Source organism: Agromyces sp. H66 (assembly GCF_004959775.1).
Classification (GTDB): Bacteria; Actinomycetota; Actinomycetes; order Actinomycetales; family Microbacteriaceae; genus Agromyces.
Window position 1 is genome coordinate 19,869 of sequence record NZ_SJZG01000005.1, and the last position, 12,997, is coordinate 32,865.

Annotated in this window: 13 protein-coding genes and 1 tRNA gene; 4 read left to right on the forward strand and 10 right to left on the reverse strand. The window is 70.4% G+C overall.

Translation table 11 applies throughout. From position 1 onward, the window contains the following. Positions 1-23 precede the first annotated feature (23 nt). On the reverse strand, positions 24-1,256 hold the full coding sequence (locus EZM51_RS09935) for a maltose ABC transporter substrate-binding protein (RefSeq protein WP_136708114.1): 1,233 nt from the start codon (positions 1,254-1,256) through the stop codon (positions 24-26). Positions 1,257-1,527: 271 nt separating this feature from the next. On the opposite strand from EZM51_RS09935, the gene EZM51_RS09940 reads away from it, so the two are divergent. Further along, positions 1,528-3,213, forward strand: a complete 1,686-nt coding sequence (locus EZM51_RS09940; protein ID WP_136708115.1) for a glycoside hydrolase family 13 protein — start codon at positions 1,528-1,530, stop codon at positions 3,211-3,213. Positions 3,214-3,407: 194 nt separating this feature from the next. Here EZM51_RS09940 and EZM51_RS09945 read toward each other — a convergent pair whose 3' ends face one another. The 6 genes from EZM51_RS09945 to EZM51_RS20540 form a co-directional block, all read right to left on the reverse strand. After that, positions 3,408-4,160 carry a DUF559 domain-containing protein gene (locus EZM51_RS09945; RefSeq protein ID WP_136708116.1) on the reverse strand — a complete coding sequence of 251 codons (753 nt, stop codon included), beginning with the start codon at positions 4,158-4,160 and terminating at the stop codon, positions 3,408-3,410. Between the two features lie 346 nt (positions 4,161-4,506). Then, entirely contained in the window at positions 4,507-6,756 is a 2,250-nt protein-coding gene (locus EZM51_RS09950) for a peptidoglycan DD-metalloendopeptidase family protein (RefSeq protein ID WP_136708117.1), read from the reverse strand. Positions 6,757-6,995: 239 nt separating this feature from the next. Beyond that, positions 6,996-7,826 carry an inositol monophosphatase family protein gene (locus EZM51_RS09955; protein ID WP_136708118.1) on the reverse strand — a complete coding sequence of 277 codons (831 nt, stop codon included), beginning with the start codon at positions 7,824-7,826 and terminating at the stop codon, positions 6,996-6,998. Between the two features lie 77 nt (positions 7,827-7,903). Continuing rightward, positions 7,904-7,985, reverse strand: a tRNA-Tyr gene (locus EZM51_RS09960). Positions 7,986-8,136: 151 nt separating this feature from the next. Beyond that, entirely contained in the window at positions 8,137-8,955 is an 819-nt protein-coding gene (locus tag EZM51_RS09965; RefSeq protein ID WP_136708119.1) for a PH domain-containing protein, read from the reverse strand. 5 nt (positions 8,956-8,960) lie between these two features. After that, complete coding sequence (locus EZM51_RS20540) at positions 8,961-9,125, reverse strand: hypothetical protein (RefSeq protein ID WP_169053856.1); 165 nt, start codon at positions 9,123-9,125, stop codon at positions 8,961-8,963. 247 nt (positions 9,126-9,372) lie between these two features. Here EZM51_RS20540 and EZM51_RS09970 point away from each other — a divergent pair, with 247 nt between their 5' ends. The 3 genes from EZM51_RS09970 to EZM51_RS09980 all read left to right on the forward strand — a co-directional run bounded on the left by EZM51_RS09970 (position 9,373) and on the right by EZM51_RS09980 (position 11,952). Continuing rightward, the gene (locus EZM51_RS09970; RefSeq protein ID WP_136708120.1) at positions 9,373-10,395 is read left to right on the forward strand and encodes a LacI family DNA-binding transcriptional regulator; all 1,023 of its coding nucleotides are present in this window, start codon (positions 9,373-9,375) and stop codon (positions 10,393-10,395) included. A 334-nt stretch (positions 10,396-10,729) separates the two neighbouring features. Beyond that, positions 10,730-11,218 carry a YajQ family cyclic di-GMP-binding protein gene (locus tag EZM51_RS09975; protein WP_136708121.1) on the forward strand — a complete coding sequence of 163 codons (489 nt, stop codon included), beginning with the start codon at positions 10,730-10,732 and terminating at the stop codon, positions 11,216-11,218. An 8-nt stretch (positions 11,219-11,226) separates the two neighbouring features. Further along, complete coding sequence (locus tag EZM51_RS09980) at positions 11,227-11,952, forward strand: NUDIX domain-containing protein (RefSeq protein ID WP_349236063.1); 726 nt, start codon at positions 11,227-11,229, stop codon at positions 11,950-11,952. A gap of 59 nt (positions 11,953-12,011) precedes the next feature. Here the strand turns inward: EZM51_RS09980 and EZM51_RS09985 are convergent, their stop codons facing one another. The 3 genes from EZM51_RS09985 to EZM51_RS09995 all read right to left on the reverse strand — a co-directional run bounded on the left by EZM51_RS09985 (position 12,012) and on the right by EZM51_RS09995 (position 12,940). Continuing rightward, on the reverse strand, positions 12,012-12,266 hold the full coding sequence (locus EZM51_RS09985) for a type II toxin-antitoxin system prevent-host-death family antitoxin (RefSeq protein ID WP_211195879.1): 255 nt from the start codon (positions 12,264-12,266) through the stop codon (positions 12,012-12,014). Between the two features lie 80 nt (positions 12,267-12,346). Then, entirely contained in the window at positions 12,347-12,646 is a 300-nt protein-coding gene (locus tag EZM51_RS09990) for a HigA family addiction module antitoxin (RefSeq protein ID WP_136708123.1), read from the reverse strand. A 12-nt stretch (positions 12,647-12,658) separates the two neighbouring features. After that, the gene (locus EZM51_RS09995; protein ID WP_136708124.1) at positions 12,659-12,940 is read right to left on the reverse strand and encodes a type II toxin-antitoxin system RelE/ParE family toxin; all 282 of its coding nucleotides are present in this window, start codon (positions 12,938-12,940) and stop codon (positions 12,659-12,661) included. Between the last annotated feature and the right edge of the window lie 57 nt (positions 12,941-12,997).

Consider the following 12,997-nt stretch of genomic DNA (forward strand, 5'->3'; position numbering starts at 1 on the left):
TCCGGCCCGGTCTCGCTCGGTCGCTACTGGATCGCTGCCTGCACGTCGGCGGCCAGCTTCTCCCAGGTGGCGACGGGGTCGGCACCGTTGATGATGTCGGCCTCGGCGATGCCCCAGTACTGCCACACCGAACCCATGGCCGGGATCGCCGGCATCGGCACGGCCTCGGCGCCCACCGCGGCGAAGCCCTCGATGATCGGGTCGCTCGACGCGGTCTCGGCGGCGGCCTCCAGCGCGGGCAGGATGTTGCCGGCCTCGAACAGATCGAGCTGCACCTCCTCGGTGCCGAGGTAGTTCACGAGGAAGTCGTTCGCGGCGACCTTGTTCTCCGACTCGGCCGAGACGAAGAAGCCCTTCACGCCGGCGAACGGCGAGGCGGGGTCGGCCGTGGGGCTGGGCACCGTGTCGATGGCGACGTTGATGCCGCCGTCGATCGCGGAGCCGACGTTCCACGGGCCGGTGAGCCAGAAGGCGGCCGTGCCGTCGAGGAAGGCCTGCTTGGCGATGTCGGCGTCGACGTCGGTGTTGAAGTGGCCGGTGCCGGTCTTGCCGTGCGCGCCGAGCCACTTGGCGAACTCGATGCCGCCCTCGTTGCCGAGCTGGAGGTCGGTGGGGTCGTAGCCCTCGTCGGTCGTGCCGAAGACGGGGGCGCCGAACGCGGTCTGGAAGGGGTAGAGGTGGTAGGGGTTGCCCTCGGCGCCCTGCTCCACCACGAACGGCTGGGTGAGGCCCGCGTCGTTGCCCTTCTTGATCATGTCGTCCCAGCTCGTGGCCGCCTCGGGGACGAGGTCGGCGTTGCGCAGCACGGCGATGTTCTCGACCGCGTAGGGGAGCATGTAGACGGTGCCCTCGTAGGTCGACGCGTCGATCGCCACGGGGAGGTAGTCGCCCGCGGAGTCGCCGAGCTCGATCGGCGCGACCACGCCGTTCGTCGACAGCTCGCCGAGCCAGTCGTGCGCGCCCATGGTGATGTCGGGGCCCTTGCCCGTCGGAACCTGCTGGATGAAGTCGTCCTTGATGTCGGCGTTGTCCTTGCCGACGAGCTCGACCTCGACACCGGTCTTCTCGGTGTACGACTCGGCCGCCCCCTTCAGCGCGTCGACGCGCTCGGCGTCGACCCAGACGGTGAGCGTGCCGCTCGCCGAGGCATCCCCGTCGGAGCCGCTGTCTCCGCCGCTCGCGCAGCTCGCGAGGCCGAGCGTCGCGACAACCGCGACGGCTCCGGCTGCGAGGACGCTCTTCCTGTTCACCCTCATTGGTGTGCCCTTCCCAGTGTGTGAGATCGACGCCTTCGCCAGGTGCGGGAGCTGTGGTTCCTGTTCCGGATCGCGGAACCGAGCACCGTGCCCGAAAGGCCGTTCTTCCGTGTGGAGTGCTCGCAGTTGTGCAAGCGATTACAGGTATACCCTGCGAGACCGGCAATGCCAAACCGGAAGATTCGTATCGATACCGGTTCGTGACCATGACATGACGAGTTGCTACTGCAAGCGTTTCCATCATGTGTCGAGATGACGTACAGTTCTCGTCATGACTTCCGAGTGGTGGCGCACCGCCGCGATCTACCAGATCTACCCCCGGTCCTTCGCGGATGCGAACGGCGACGGCATGGGCGACCTCGCCGGCATCACGAGCCGGCTCGGCGACCTGCAGGAGCTCGGCATCGACGCGATCTGGCTCTCCCCGTTCTTCACGTCGCCGCAGCGCGACGCCGGATACGACGTGGCCGACTACTGCGACGTCGACCCGCGGTTCGGCACGCTCGCCGATTTCGACGCCATGCTCGCCGAGGCGCACGCCCGCGGCATCCGCGTCATCATCGACCTCGTCCCGAACCACTCGTCCGACCGGCACGAGTGGTTCCAGGCCGCCCTGGCCGCCGCGCCGGGCAGCGCCGAGCGCGCCCGCTACCTGTTCCGGGACGGGCTCGGGCCAGACGGCGACGTGCCGCCGAACAACTGGGAGTCGGTGTTCGGCGGCCCCGCGTGGACGCGCGTCACCGAGGCGGACGGCACGCCCGGCCAGTGGTACCTGCACCTCTTCGACAGCTCGCAGCCCGACTTCGACTGGACGAACGAGGAGGTGCGCGAGGAGTTCCGCCGCATCCTGCGCTTCTGGCTCGACCGCGGCGTCGACGGGTTCCGCGTCGACGTGGCGCACGGCCTCGTCAAGGCCGAGGGCCTGCCCGACTGGACGCCCCCGGCCGACGCGGGCAGCATGGGCGGTGCCGGCGGCACCGGGGCATCCGGCGTCACCCTGGAGCCCGAGATCAGCGATGAGCCCGGCGACCATGCGCCGTACTGGGGCCAGGACGGCGTGCACGAGATCTACCGCGACTGGCGGGCGGTGCTCGACGAGTACCCCGGCGAGCGCATCCTCGCCGCCGAGGCCTGGGTCGACCCACTGCCCCGGGTGGCCAAGTGGGTGCGACCCGACGAGATGCACCAGGCGTTCAACTTCGCCTACCTCGAGACGCCGTGGGATGCCGCGGCGCTGCGCACCGTGATCGACGCCTCGCTCGAGGCCTTCGGCGACGTCGGCGCACCGTCGACGTGGGTGCTGTCGAACCACGACGTGGTGCGTCACGCCACTCGGCTCTCGGTGACCGAGGCGAACCCCCAGGGCCACGGTCTCGGGCCGGAGTCGAAGGGACTGCCGTCGTTCGAAGCGGGTCTGCGGCGGGCGCGTGCCGCGACGGCGCTCATGCTCGCGCTGCCCGGTTCCGCCTACGTGTACCAGGGCGAGGAGCTCGGGCTGCCCGAGGTCATCCACCTGCCCGACGACGCCCGTCAGGACCCGACGTGGTTCCGCACCGGCGGCGAGCGCTACGGACGCGACGGATGCCGCGTGCCGCTGCCGTGGGAGGCCGACGCGCCGAACTACGGCTTCGGCCCCGCCGGCGACCCGTGGCTGCCGCAGCCCGACGAGTGGCGTGAGCTCGCCCGCGACCGCCAGCGCGGCGTGCCCGGCTCGACCCTGTCGATGTACCGCTTGGCGCTCGGCCTGCGGCGCGAGCACGCGCTCGGCGCCGGCACGCTCGAGTGGCTGCCCGGGTTCGATGATGCGGTGGTCGCGTTCCGCAACGGCTCCGTGGTCGTGGTGGCGAACACGGGTGCCTCGCCGGTCGAGCTGCCCGCGGGCGACGTGCTCCTCGCGAGCGGCGACCTCGAGGGCCGCACGCTCCCCACCGACACGACGGTGTGGCTCCGCGCGTAATGCTTCGGGCGGGCGGATGTCGCGACATCCGCCCAGCGTCACTGCCTCGCGCCGCGGCATCCGCCCGCCGTCACTGCCTCGCGCCGCGGCATCCGCCCGCCTGCCGCCGCCTGCGCGCGAAAACACACGCCTGCGCGCGAAAACACATGAGAATCCGCATCATGCGGCCCGTGCGCGACCCATGACCCGGATCTTCATGTGTTTTCGCCACGGGCCGCTGGGACGAGGGCTGATTCGGGGAGTTCGGGCGCATACGGCCCACGCCCGGCCCAACGGTGCGCGCCCCGCTCGACCAGCGCGAGGATTCCTGCCCGGGTGCGCTCCCAGTCCTTCATGATCTGGCGGTAGCTGAGGCGGAGCACGACAAACCCGCGCGTGACGAGCTCGAAGTCGCGGCGTCGGTCCTCCTCGAACGCCTCCCCCGTATGGAACGCCCGGCCGTCGGCTTCGATGACCAGGCGCTCCCCGACGAGGAAGTCGATGCGGCCCACGCCGCCGATCTCGACCTGGGTGCGGAAGCGGATGCGGCGCGACCGCAGCAGTAGTCGAATCCTCGTCTCGAGCCCCGACTGGCTGTCGGGGTCAACGGTGGCGAGGAAACCGTGTCGGGATCGCGGCATCTTCCGTCGGATGAGGTCGAGATGGCCGAGCTGCAGCACCCCCTTCTCGATCGCCGAGTCGATGGCCGACATCACCTCGGAGGGCTTGGAACACGCGAACATCTCCGCGAGCGCCATGGTCAGCGGGTCGCGGGCGCGATCGAAGCCGCCGCGTGAGCTGTAGTGCACGCACACGGCATGCTGTTCACGGTCGAGGGGAACGTGGCGGTCGTGCGGCGCGGCAAGGCGCCCGGTCGTGTGGGGCACGCGCACGTGCAGCAGGCCGTCGTCGTGAACCCAGAGGTCGTGCAGGCGTGCGACCGTCGTGGCGGTCGCCGTTCCGCCCACGCGGACGGCGCGGACGACATCGGTGTTCGCGCCGTCACGGCGAACCAGCCGCTTCGGACGCGCAGGATCAGGCCGCGACGGACTTCGGCCCTCACGTCCTGCCGCGTGCAGCCGGCGCGTTCGAGTACCGCGTACGGCAGTGCGCCGCCGTTCGCGCGGAGGTGGTCGGCTACCGATGGCACGAGTCGAGTGTGCCGCCGCCGAGGCATCCACCCGTCGGCGTGGAGCGATCTGTGGAGAACTCCGCTGCAGAACTACATGAGAATCCGGGTCATGGGGTCGCCACAGCGCTCGAACACCGGATTCTCATGTGTTTTCGTCAGTGCGCCGAAAGCCCGGCGGGCGATCAGTTCGTGTTGGCGTAGAGCCACTCGAGCGGGTCGACCTTGGTGCCGTCGACCCCGCCGACGCGGATCTCGAAGTGCAGGTGCGGCCCGGTGGACATGCCCGTGTCGCCCGTGGTGCCGATGACGTCGCCGACGTACACGGTGTCGCCCACCTCGAAGCGCCGGGAGTCGTACTCCATGTGCGCGTAGACGCTGGTGATGAGCTCGCCGTCGATGATGTGGTCGATCATCATCACGACGCCCAGGGAACCGCCGGCGTCGGTCGAGACGGAGACGACGCCGTCGGCGATCGCCTGGATCTCGGCCCCGAGGCCGGGGTTGAAGTCCTGGCCGCCGTGGTTCGAGGAGCAGCCCCAGCAGTCGCGGTATCCGAACTGGTCGCCGATGTGCACGCCGACCGCGAACGGCCACTGGATGGTGCCCGCAGGGTTGTTCGTGAAGGTCGCCTCGGGGCGGATGCCGGCAGCCCTGGCGTATTCCTCAATGGTCTGCGACGCGTAGCCCTCGCGCTGCACGTTCTGCGCGACGATGTCGCCGTTCAGCTCGACGCGCTGGCCGTCAGGCCCGGGCGCGTACGTGCTCGACATCGCGAGCGCCTGCACATCGGCCGGCGTCAGAAGCGACAACGACGGGATCGTCGTCGCGACGGCGAGCAGCGCGGCGAAGCTCATCGCGACCACGCTTCCCAGGAAGCGGCCTCCCCTGCGGCGAACGGGGGCGGATGTCGCGGGGCGCGACTGCGGGCGAGGCATCCGCACCCGCACCTTCTTGGTACGCGGCCCCGCCGACCTGGCGGCGTCGCGTGCGGCGCGCTGCAGGCTGCGCGCGTCGCGGGACGGACTCTGCGGCGCGGAACCCGGATCGCGCGGCGCGCGCGATGCGCCGGCCCGCCGGGCCGGGGCCGGGGCGGCGGTCGCGGTCGGGGCGGCGGTCGCGGTCGGGGCGGCGGTCGCGGTCGAGGCGGCACGCTCGACGCCGTCTCGCTCGACGGCGGGATCGGTCGCGAAGCCGAAGAGATCGGCAGCGGCATCCGCCGGCTCGACCGTGAAGCCGAACAGATCCGATGCGGCATCCGTCGTCGAACCGATCTGCCCGGAGGCGGCTTCGCGGCGGGCCGGCAGGTCGAAGGTCAGCGGGGCCGGCGCGGGTGGACGCGACTCCGTCGGCGGGGGCGCGGCCGACGGCAACGAGACGGGAGAGGCCGACGGCAACCTGGCGGGAGAGGCCGACGCCACTGGCGGCACGGATGGCGACGGGGGCGTGGGCGCGGAGGTGCGCACGCCGGCCGCCGCGGAGAGTGCCGCGGCGAATTCGGCGGCGGCACCGGTCGCCTGAACCGCCGCCGTCGACGCGGCGGAACCGGATGTCGCGGCACCGCCCACGAGTGCCGCGAGGTCGGCCGCGGGCGCGACGGGCGGGGTCGGCATCGCGCCGGTCCGACGCGGTCCGACCGCGCCGCCCTTGGCGGGCTTGGCCGACTTGGAGTCCTTCGCCGACTTGGCGGCCTTCATGCCCTTCTCGGCCTTCGCCGCCTTGCGGTCGGCGCGGCTCGGTCGCCCGGAACGGGGCGGACGGCTGCCGTTGCCGCGGGGCGCCTCGTCGGGCTCGTCATCGTCGAGGCCGGCGAAGAGCGCGTCGAAGCCGGGATCGGAATCGTGCCGGGGGGAAACGGCGGAGGCCGAGCTGCGGCCGACGGGGCGGTCGGTCTGCTCGGCCTCGGGGGTCGGGAGCGGGGTCTGGTGGGCGGTGCGCCGGAGGGGAGCAGGCGAGGCGGCAGCGGTGCCGGGAATCGGATGCGACGGGGCGACGGCCGGATGCGACGGGGCGGTCGGTTGATGCGACGGGGCTGTCGGTTGACGCGAAGGGGCGGCGAACGGCTGATGCGCGGCGGGCGTCGGATACGCGGCGCTCGGGGCCGAGGCGGGCGTCGGGGGGACGGCCGCAGCGAACAGGTCGTCGAACCCCGGCCGCTGCGCCCTCGGCTGGTCGGAGCCGAACACGTCGCGCGCGGGTTCGGACGTGACGGGGCGGTCGACGCCCTGCGTGGCCACGCCGCGTTGGCTCACGCTCTGCGGCGCCACGCTCTGCGGCGTCACGCCCTGCGTGGCCGATTCGTGCGAGGCCGTGCCGTACTGCGCCCCGCCCTGCGGCGGAACCCCTGTCGGCGCCACCCCGTGTGCGGCCCCGCCCTGGGGAGCTCCCGCCCGCTCACCGTCGAGCCGGAGTGCGGCCGCCTCGCGCTCACGCATCTCGCGTCGGGTCAGGGGTCGCTCAGGCCGCAATGGGACCTGGGTGCCTGGCGCAGAACCGTCGGGCACGAGGGGGGACTCGAGCACGTATGGGACCTTCGGCGTTGGGGGACGGGCTTCGGACCGGGAGGTGGGCATCTCGACCGGCTTGTCGAGATAACAGGTTGGTAAAGACTAACCGTTCTCGTCGGCGTGCGCCATGCGCATCGCCGTTTTCCACCGATGGTCGGGCATTCGCCTCACGCGTCGACGCCCGCCGCCCGCAGTGCACCCGCGAGTTCCTCGTACAGGCCGGGCTCCGCAGCGACGAGCAGCTCGGCGTTCTCCCGCCCTCCCGCGGGCCCGCCGACGCGTGCGCCCGCCTCGCGAGCGATGAGCGCGCCCGCGGCGTGGTCCCACACGTTGAGTCCGCGCTCATAGAACCCGTCGAGCCGTCCGGCGGCCAGCGCGCACAGGTCTAGCGCGGCCGAGCCGATCCGGCGGATGTCGCGGATGTGCGGCATCAACTCGAGCAGCACTGCCGCCTGCTCCCGGCGCCACTCGGGCGCGTACCCGAAGCCCGTGCCGATCAGCGCCGACGCGAGCGGCACGTTCGCGTTGACGGCCAGCTCGCGACCGGCGAGTCGGGCCCCTCCCCCGGCGCTGGCCTCGAAGAGCTCGCCGTTCACCGGATTCACCACGACGCCCGCGAGCGTGGTGCCGCCGACGTCGCCGCTCGCCGCTCCCTCGACGACCGCGATGCTCACGGCCCAGGCCGGGATCCCATAGAGGAAGTTCACGGTGCCGTCGATCGGGTCGACGACCCAGTCGATGCCGCTCGTGCCGATGTGCGCGACATCCTCCTCCCCGACGATGCCGTCGTCGGGTCGCGCGTCGAGGATGAGCGAGCGGATGAGCGTCTCGGTGTCGCGGTCGACGGCGGTGACGATGTCGGTCGGCGTCGACTTGGTGGCGGCGACGCTCACTCCGGCGCGTCGCGCCTCGAGCGAGTACTCCGCAGCCCGTACGGAGATATCGCGGGCCAGGTCGAGCAGGGCGACGGATGCGACGGATGTCTCGTGCTGGGTCATCCCCTCACGCTACCGTCGCTCACGAACTCGCCGTCGGGGCGAACGACGAGGGCCCCGGCTGAACCGGGGCCCGAACGTGGCGAGTGAGGGATTCGAACCCCCGAAGTCGTAGACAGCTGATTTACAGTCAGATCCCTTTGGCCGCTTGGGTAACTCGCCAATCGCACCCGACCGCGTTCCTCACACAACCGGGGGCCTGTCAAGGATACCCGCGTTGCGGCGTGTCGAGAAATCGCCGCCGGGTCGCGGATGTCGCGGCATCCCGAGACCGGAACACGGCAGGAGACGGATGCCTCGGCCCACCCCTCGGCTACGTGCCGTCGGGATCCTCCGGCGGCTGGGGGATGTCGCGCCGCGGCCGCGGCCAGACCCGGTTCGGATGGAACGACGCCGGCGGAACGCCCACGGATTCCGCCCCCGGCCAGGTGTCCGCCCTTCCACCCGACGGGAGAACCGTCTCGATGGGCCCGGTTCGCACGTCGTCCTGGTCGACGTGTGCGTGCGGCTCGCCCGAGGCGCCGGGCGCGGCACCCGATTCGCCCGAAGTCGGGGGCAGCGAGACCGCCGCCATCGCGCCCGTCGTGGTCGCCTTGGGAAGGAACGTCGGTCGCGTCGGCTCCCGCACGGTCGTACCGCGCACACCCGACCGCTGGATGACCCGCTGGATGGTCAGCCCGCGTCCGTTCGGATCGCCGACGTATCGGATCTCCTTCAGGCCCTGGTCCTGGGCGGCCGACTCGAAGATGAAGTGCCCGAAGCCGAAGATGCGGCCGACGAACGGCTTCAGCACCGACACGTCGAGGATCCGCGAGATCGGCATCGTCGCGATGTGCTGCGACAGGATGCCGTGCACGCGGAACACGCGCATGTTGGTGATGACGAATCGGTCCATGCGCACGCCGATGATGCGCCAGAGCGCGTGCCCGATGAGCACCGGCGCGCCGAGCAGCGGGACCCAGTACAGCGCCGGCGGCAGCCAGAAGACGAGGGCGAGCAGCGGAACCACGACCATGAGTTCGAGGAAGGGCTTGACCATCGCGGCCCAGTGCTTGGTCACCTCGTCGATCACGACCTCGCCCTCATCGGCGATGAGGAAGCGCTCGACCCGGGGATCGAACAGCCGCCACATGAGGACTACGCCGCGAGCGACGTGAAGAAGCGTCCCACCGATTCGGCGGCGTTGAACACGGCGCCGACCGCTCCCTGCACGGCGTTCGCCGCATCCTCAGGCCGGGTGATCATGTAGAACAGGGCGAAGACCACCACCAAGCCGATTGCGATTCGCTTGACCCACTTCACGCGAACGTTCCTTTCGTTACGGCGATGGCGGGCAGCCTGCCCCCTCGGGCCAACCCTGACCATCCTTTTTACCCCACGATGACCCCCGAATGCGCGGCAACTCGCCGAATCCACGGATGCCGCGACATCCGCCCGCCGATTCTGAAGCGCCGAGCGCCCCCGGCCCCGTCCCGTAACGCCCCGAACGATAGGATCGAACGTCGCCCGCGGCCGCATTTCCGCGGCGCGTGCGACCGATTGGGAGCACATGGCCGGCATCGAAGAGGTGGCGAAACTCGCGGGTGTCTCGACCGCGACGGTCTCGCGCGCGCTCAGCGGCCGGGGGCACGTGTCGCCCGCGACGAAGGTGAAGGTCGTCGAGGCCGCCGCCCAGCTCGGCTACGTGGTCTCCTCCAACGCGTCGAGCCTCGCGTCGGGCCGCACCCGCAACGTCGGCGTCGTGATCCCGTTCCTGAACCGCTGGTTCTTCTCCTCGGTGCTCGAGGGTGCGCAGCAGGCGCTGCTCCGCAAGGGATACGACCTGACGCTCTACAACCTCTCGGGCGACGGCAAGGAGCGGGTGAGCGTCTTCGAGCACTTCCTGCTGCGGCAGCGCGTCGACGCGGTGATCGCCGTCTCGCTCGAGCTCACCGAGCGCGAGGTCACCCGGCTGCACGACCTCGGCAAGCCGCTCGTCGGCGTCGGCGGCCCCATTCCCGGCGTCCGCACGCTCACGATCGACGACGTCGCGGTGGCGCGTCTCGCGACGGAGCACCTCATCGGCCTCGGCCACACCCGCATCGCGCACATCGGCGGCCAGCACGAGTTCGACCTCGACTTCCACCTCCCCACGAACCGCCGGCTCGGCTACGAGGCCGCGCTCCGCGACGCCGGCATCGAGGTCGACCCCCGGTTGTTCGCTCCGGCCGACTTCACGATCAAGGGCGGATACCACGCCGCGAAGCAGCTGCTGGGCGTGCCGCACGACCGCCCGACCGCGATCTTCGCGGCATCCGACGAGATGGCGATCGGATCCATCCTGGCGGCGCGCGACCTCGGCCTCGTCGTGCCGCGCGACGTCTCGATCATCGGCATCGACGACCACGACCTCGCCGACTTCTTCGGGCTCTCGACCGTGGCGCAGTTCCCGCGTTTGCAGGGCGAGAAGGCGGTCGAGATCCTGATGGAGCAACTGGAGCCCGAGGCGGATGCCGCCGCGCCCGCCGCGACCCCGCTGCCCTACGAGCTCATCGTGCGATCGTCGACGGCACGCCCGGCCCCCGCGGGCTGAGCCGGCGCAGGCTGCCGCGTTCCGTGCGCCGTGGCTCGGAATCGAGAAGTCGCGAATGCACGGTGGCACCCTGCAAACGCGCCCGTTCGATCCACGGCACCCCGGGCGGGCGGGGCCCCGCCACCCCCGCGCCATCGTCGAGGAATCGAGAAGTCGCGAATGCAGGGTTGCACCCTGCAGACGCGCCCGCTCGATCCGCGGCCCCCGGCGCGAGGCGCCGTTCGCGGGTCGAGTCGCGACATCCGCTGCACTGCAACCCGTCGGCCCGGGGCGTCCACTGCGCCGCTGAAACCCGCCGGCCCGCGACATCCGCCCCCTCGATAGACTGGCGCGCATGGCAGATGCAACCTTCGACATCGTGAGCAAGGTCGACAAGATGGAGGCCGACAACGCCGTCAACCAGGCGCGCAAGGAGGTCGAGCAGCGCTACGACTTCAAGAACGTGGGCGCGTCGGTCGAGTGGTCGGGCGAGAAGGTGCTCCTCAAGGCGAACACCGAGGAGCGGGTGAAGGCCGTGCTCGAGGTGCTCGAGTCGAAGTTCATCAAGCGCGGCATCACGCTGCGGTCGCTCGACGAGGGCGAGCCGTACGCGTCGGGCAAGGAGTTCCGCCTCGAGGTGGGCCTCAAGAACGGCATCGACAGCGAGAACGCGAAGAAGATCTCGAAGATCATCCGCGACGAGGCGCCCAAGAGCGTGAAGAGCCAGATCCAGGGCGACGAGCTGCGGGTCTCCTCGAAGAGCCGCGACGACCTGCAGGCCACGATGGCGCTGCTCAAGGGCAAGGATCTCGACGTCGCGCTGCAGTTCGTGAACTTCCGCTGAGCGACGGCATGATCGACGCGCCCGAGCTCGGGCAATCGGGCGCGCCGACGAGCGAGCGGATGCCGCAGCCGGCGCAGCCCGGCGTCGACGTGCCCGACCGCCGCGGGCGCACGGGCCTCGACCTCGTCGGACGCGACCTCGACCGCAACCCGCGCGTGCGCGTGCGCGATGTGCGCGTGCTCACCTCGAACTGGTACGTGACACGGGCCACGACGTTCGACTTCCAGCACGCTGACGGCCGATGGACGACCGAGGAGCGCGAGACGTACGACCGCGGCGACGGCGCCACGATCCTGCTCTACGACGTCGACGCGCGCACGGTGCTGCTCACACGGCAATTCCGCTTCCCCGTGTACGTGAACGACCACCCCGACGGCATGTTCATCGAGACCGCGGCGGGACTCCTCGACGAGGACGACCCCGAGACCGCGATCCGCCGCGAGGCCGAGGAGGAGACGGGGCATCCGGTCGGCGAGGTCGAGCACGTCTTCGACGTGTACATGAGTCCCGGCTCGGTCACCGAGAAGCTGCACTTCTTCGCGGCGCCGTACCTGCGCGGCACGATCGAGCACGGTTCGCGCACCGGCCTCGCCGACGAGGGCGAGGACATCGAGGTGCTCGAGGTGCCGTTCGACGAAGCGCTCGACCGCATCGGCGTCGACATCATCGATGCGAAGACCATCATGCTGCTGCAGTGGGCGGCGCTGCGCGGGCCGTTCGCGTCAGGTCGCTGACGCGGCGTTTCGCCAGAGGGGCCGGTCGTCGTTGCTGAGCACGCACGAGTCGAGGTAGATCACCGGGGGTCATTCCATGCGCCGCGCTCCTCGGCGATCTGCAGGTCGATCGCACCGATCGGCCGCGCCACACGGATGGGCACGTGGTGGCGCAGCAGCCACGCGGCAAAGGACGCTGCCGAGCGGCCTCCATCTTCGTCGACGGGCACAATGCGGGCGACGGGCTTACCCCGTCGCGCGATCACGACCTCGCCCCCGGCTTCGGCGACGGCGACGAGCCGCGAGAGATTGTTGCGCGTCTCGAGCACATTCACCGTCTCCATGCTGACCTCCTCCCGCTGCCATCCTGGCCGTCCTTGCTAGCCAGAATGGCCGTTCAGCGCGGCGTCTCGATTCAGGCTGTCGCGACGAGCGGCGTGATCGCGTCGAGGTCTCGTCGGTGCGCCGCGAGCTCGACATCGAGATCGTAGCGATTCTGAAGATTGAGCCAGAACCGCTCGCTCGTTCCCAGCGCCCGCGAGAGACGTAGGGCACTGTCGGGCGTGATCGCACGCTTCCCGTGGACGATCTCGTTGATGCGCCGAGGCGGTACTCCGATCGTCAGCGCCAGTCGATACTGGCTGATGCCGAGCGGCTCGAGGAACTCCTCGAGCAGGATCTCTCCCGGATGGATGGGATCGTGCACCTTCGTCATTCCTGCACCTCCTCAGTGATAGTCCACGATCTCCACATCTTCGGCTCCCGATGGCGTCCATCTGAAGCAGATGCGGTACTGATCGTTCACGCGAATGCTGTGTTGCCCTGCGCGATCGCCCTTGAGTGACTCCAGCCGGTTGCCCGGCGGAATCCGCAAGTCGTTCAACTCATCGGCGGCTTCGATGAGCAACAATCTGCGGTGTGCCATCCGCTGCAGGTCGTGGCCGAACCTGGCCACGCGCTCGCGTTCGAAGACCCGTCTGGTGGCATCGTCGGCGAACGAGCGAATCACCCTGCAATAATAACGCGCTGCGTTATTATCGGCAAGCGTTATGGACCGGTGAGCCGA

Coding starts and splice junctions, on each gene's coding strand:
- EZM51_RS09935 (WP_136708114.1), bottom strand. CDS start 1,256: ATGAGGGTGAACAGGAAGAGCGTCCTCGCAGCCGGAGCCGTCGCGGTT.
- EZM51_RS09940 (WP_136708115.1), top strand. CDS start 1,528: ATGACTTCCGAGTGGTGGCGCACCGCCGCGATCTACCAGATCTACCCC.
- EZM51_RS09950 (WP_136708117.1), bottom strand. CDS start 6,756: ATGCGTGAGCGCGAGGCGGCCGCACTCCGGCTCGACGGTGAGCGGGCG.
- EZM51_RS09955 (WP_136708118.1), bottom strand. CDS start 7,826: ATGACCCAGCACGAGACATCCGTCGCATCCGTCGCCCTGCTCGACCTG.
- EZM51_RS09965 (WP_136708119.1), bottom strand. CDS start 8,955: ATGTGGCGGCTGTTCGATCCCCGGGTCGAGCGCTTCCTCATCGCCGAT.
- EZM51_RS09970 (WP_136708120.1), top strand. CDS start 9,373: ATGGCCGGCATCGAAGAGGTGGCGAAACTCGCGGGTGTCTCGACCGCG.
- EZM51_RS09975 (WP_136708121.1), top strand. CDS start 10,730: ATGGCAGATGCAACCTTCGACATCGTGAGCAAGGTCGACAAGATGGAG.
- EZM51_RS09980 (WP_349236063.1), top strand. CDS start 11,227: ATGATCGACGCGCCCGAGCTCGGGCAATCGGGCGCGCCGACGAGCGAG.
- EZM51_RS09990 (WP_136708123.1), bottom strand. CDS start 12,646: ATGACGAAGGTGCACGATCCCATCCATCCGGGAGAGATCCTGCTCGAG.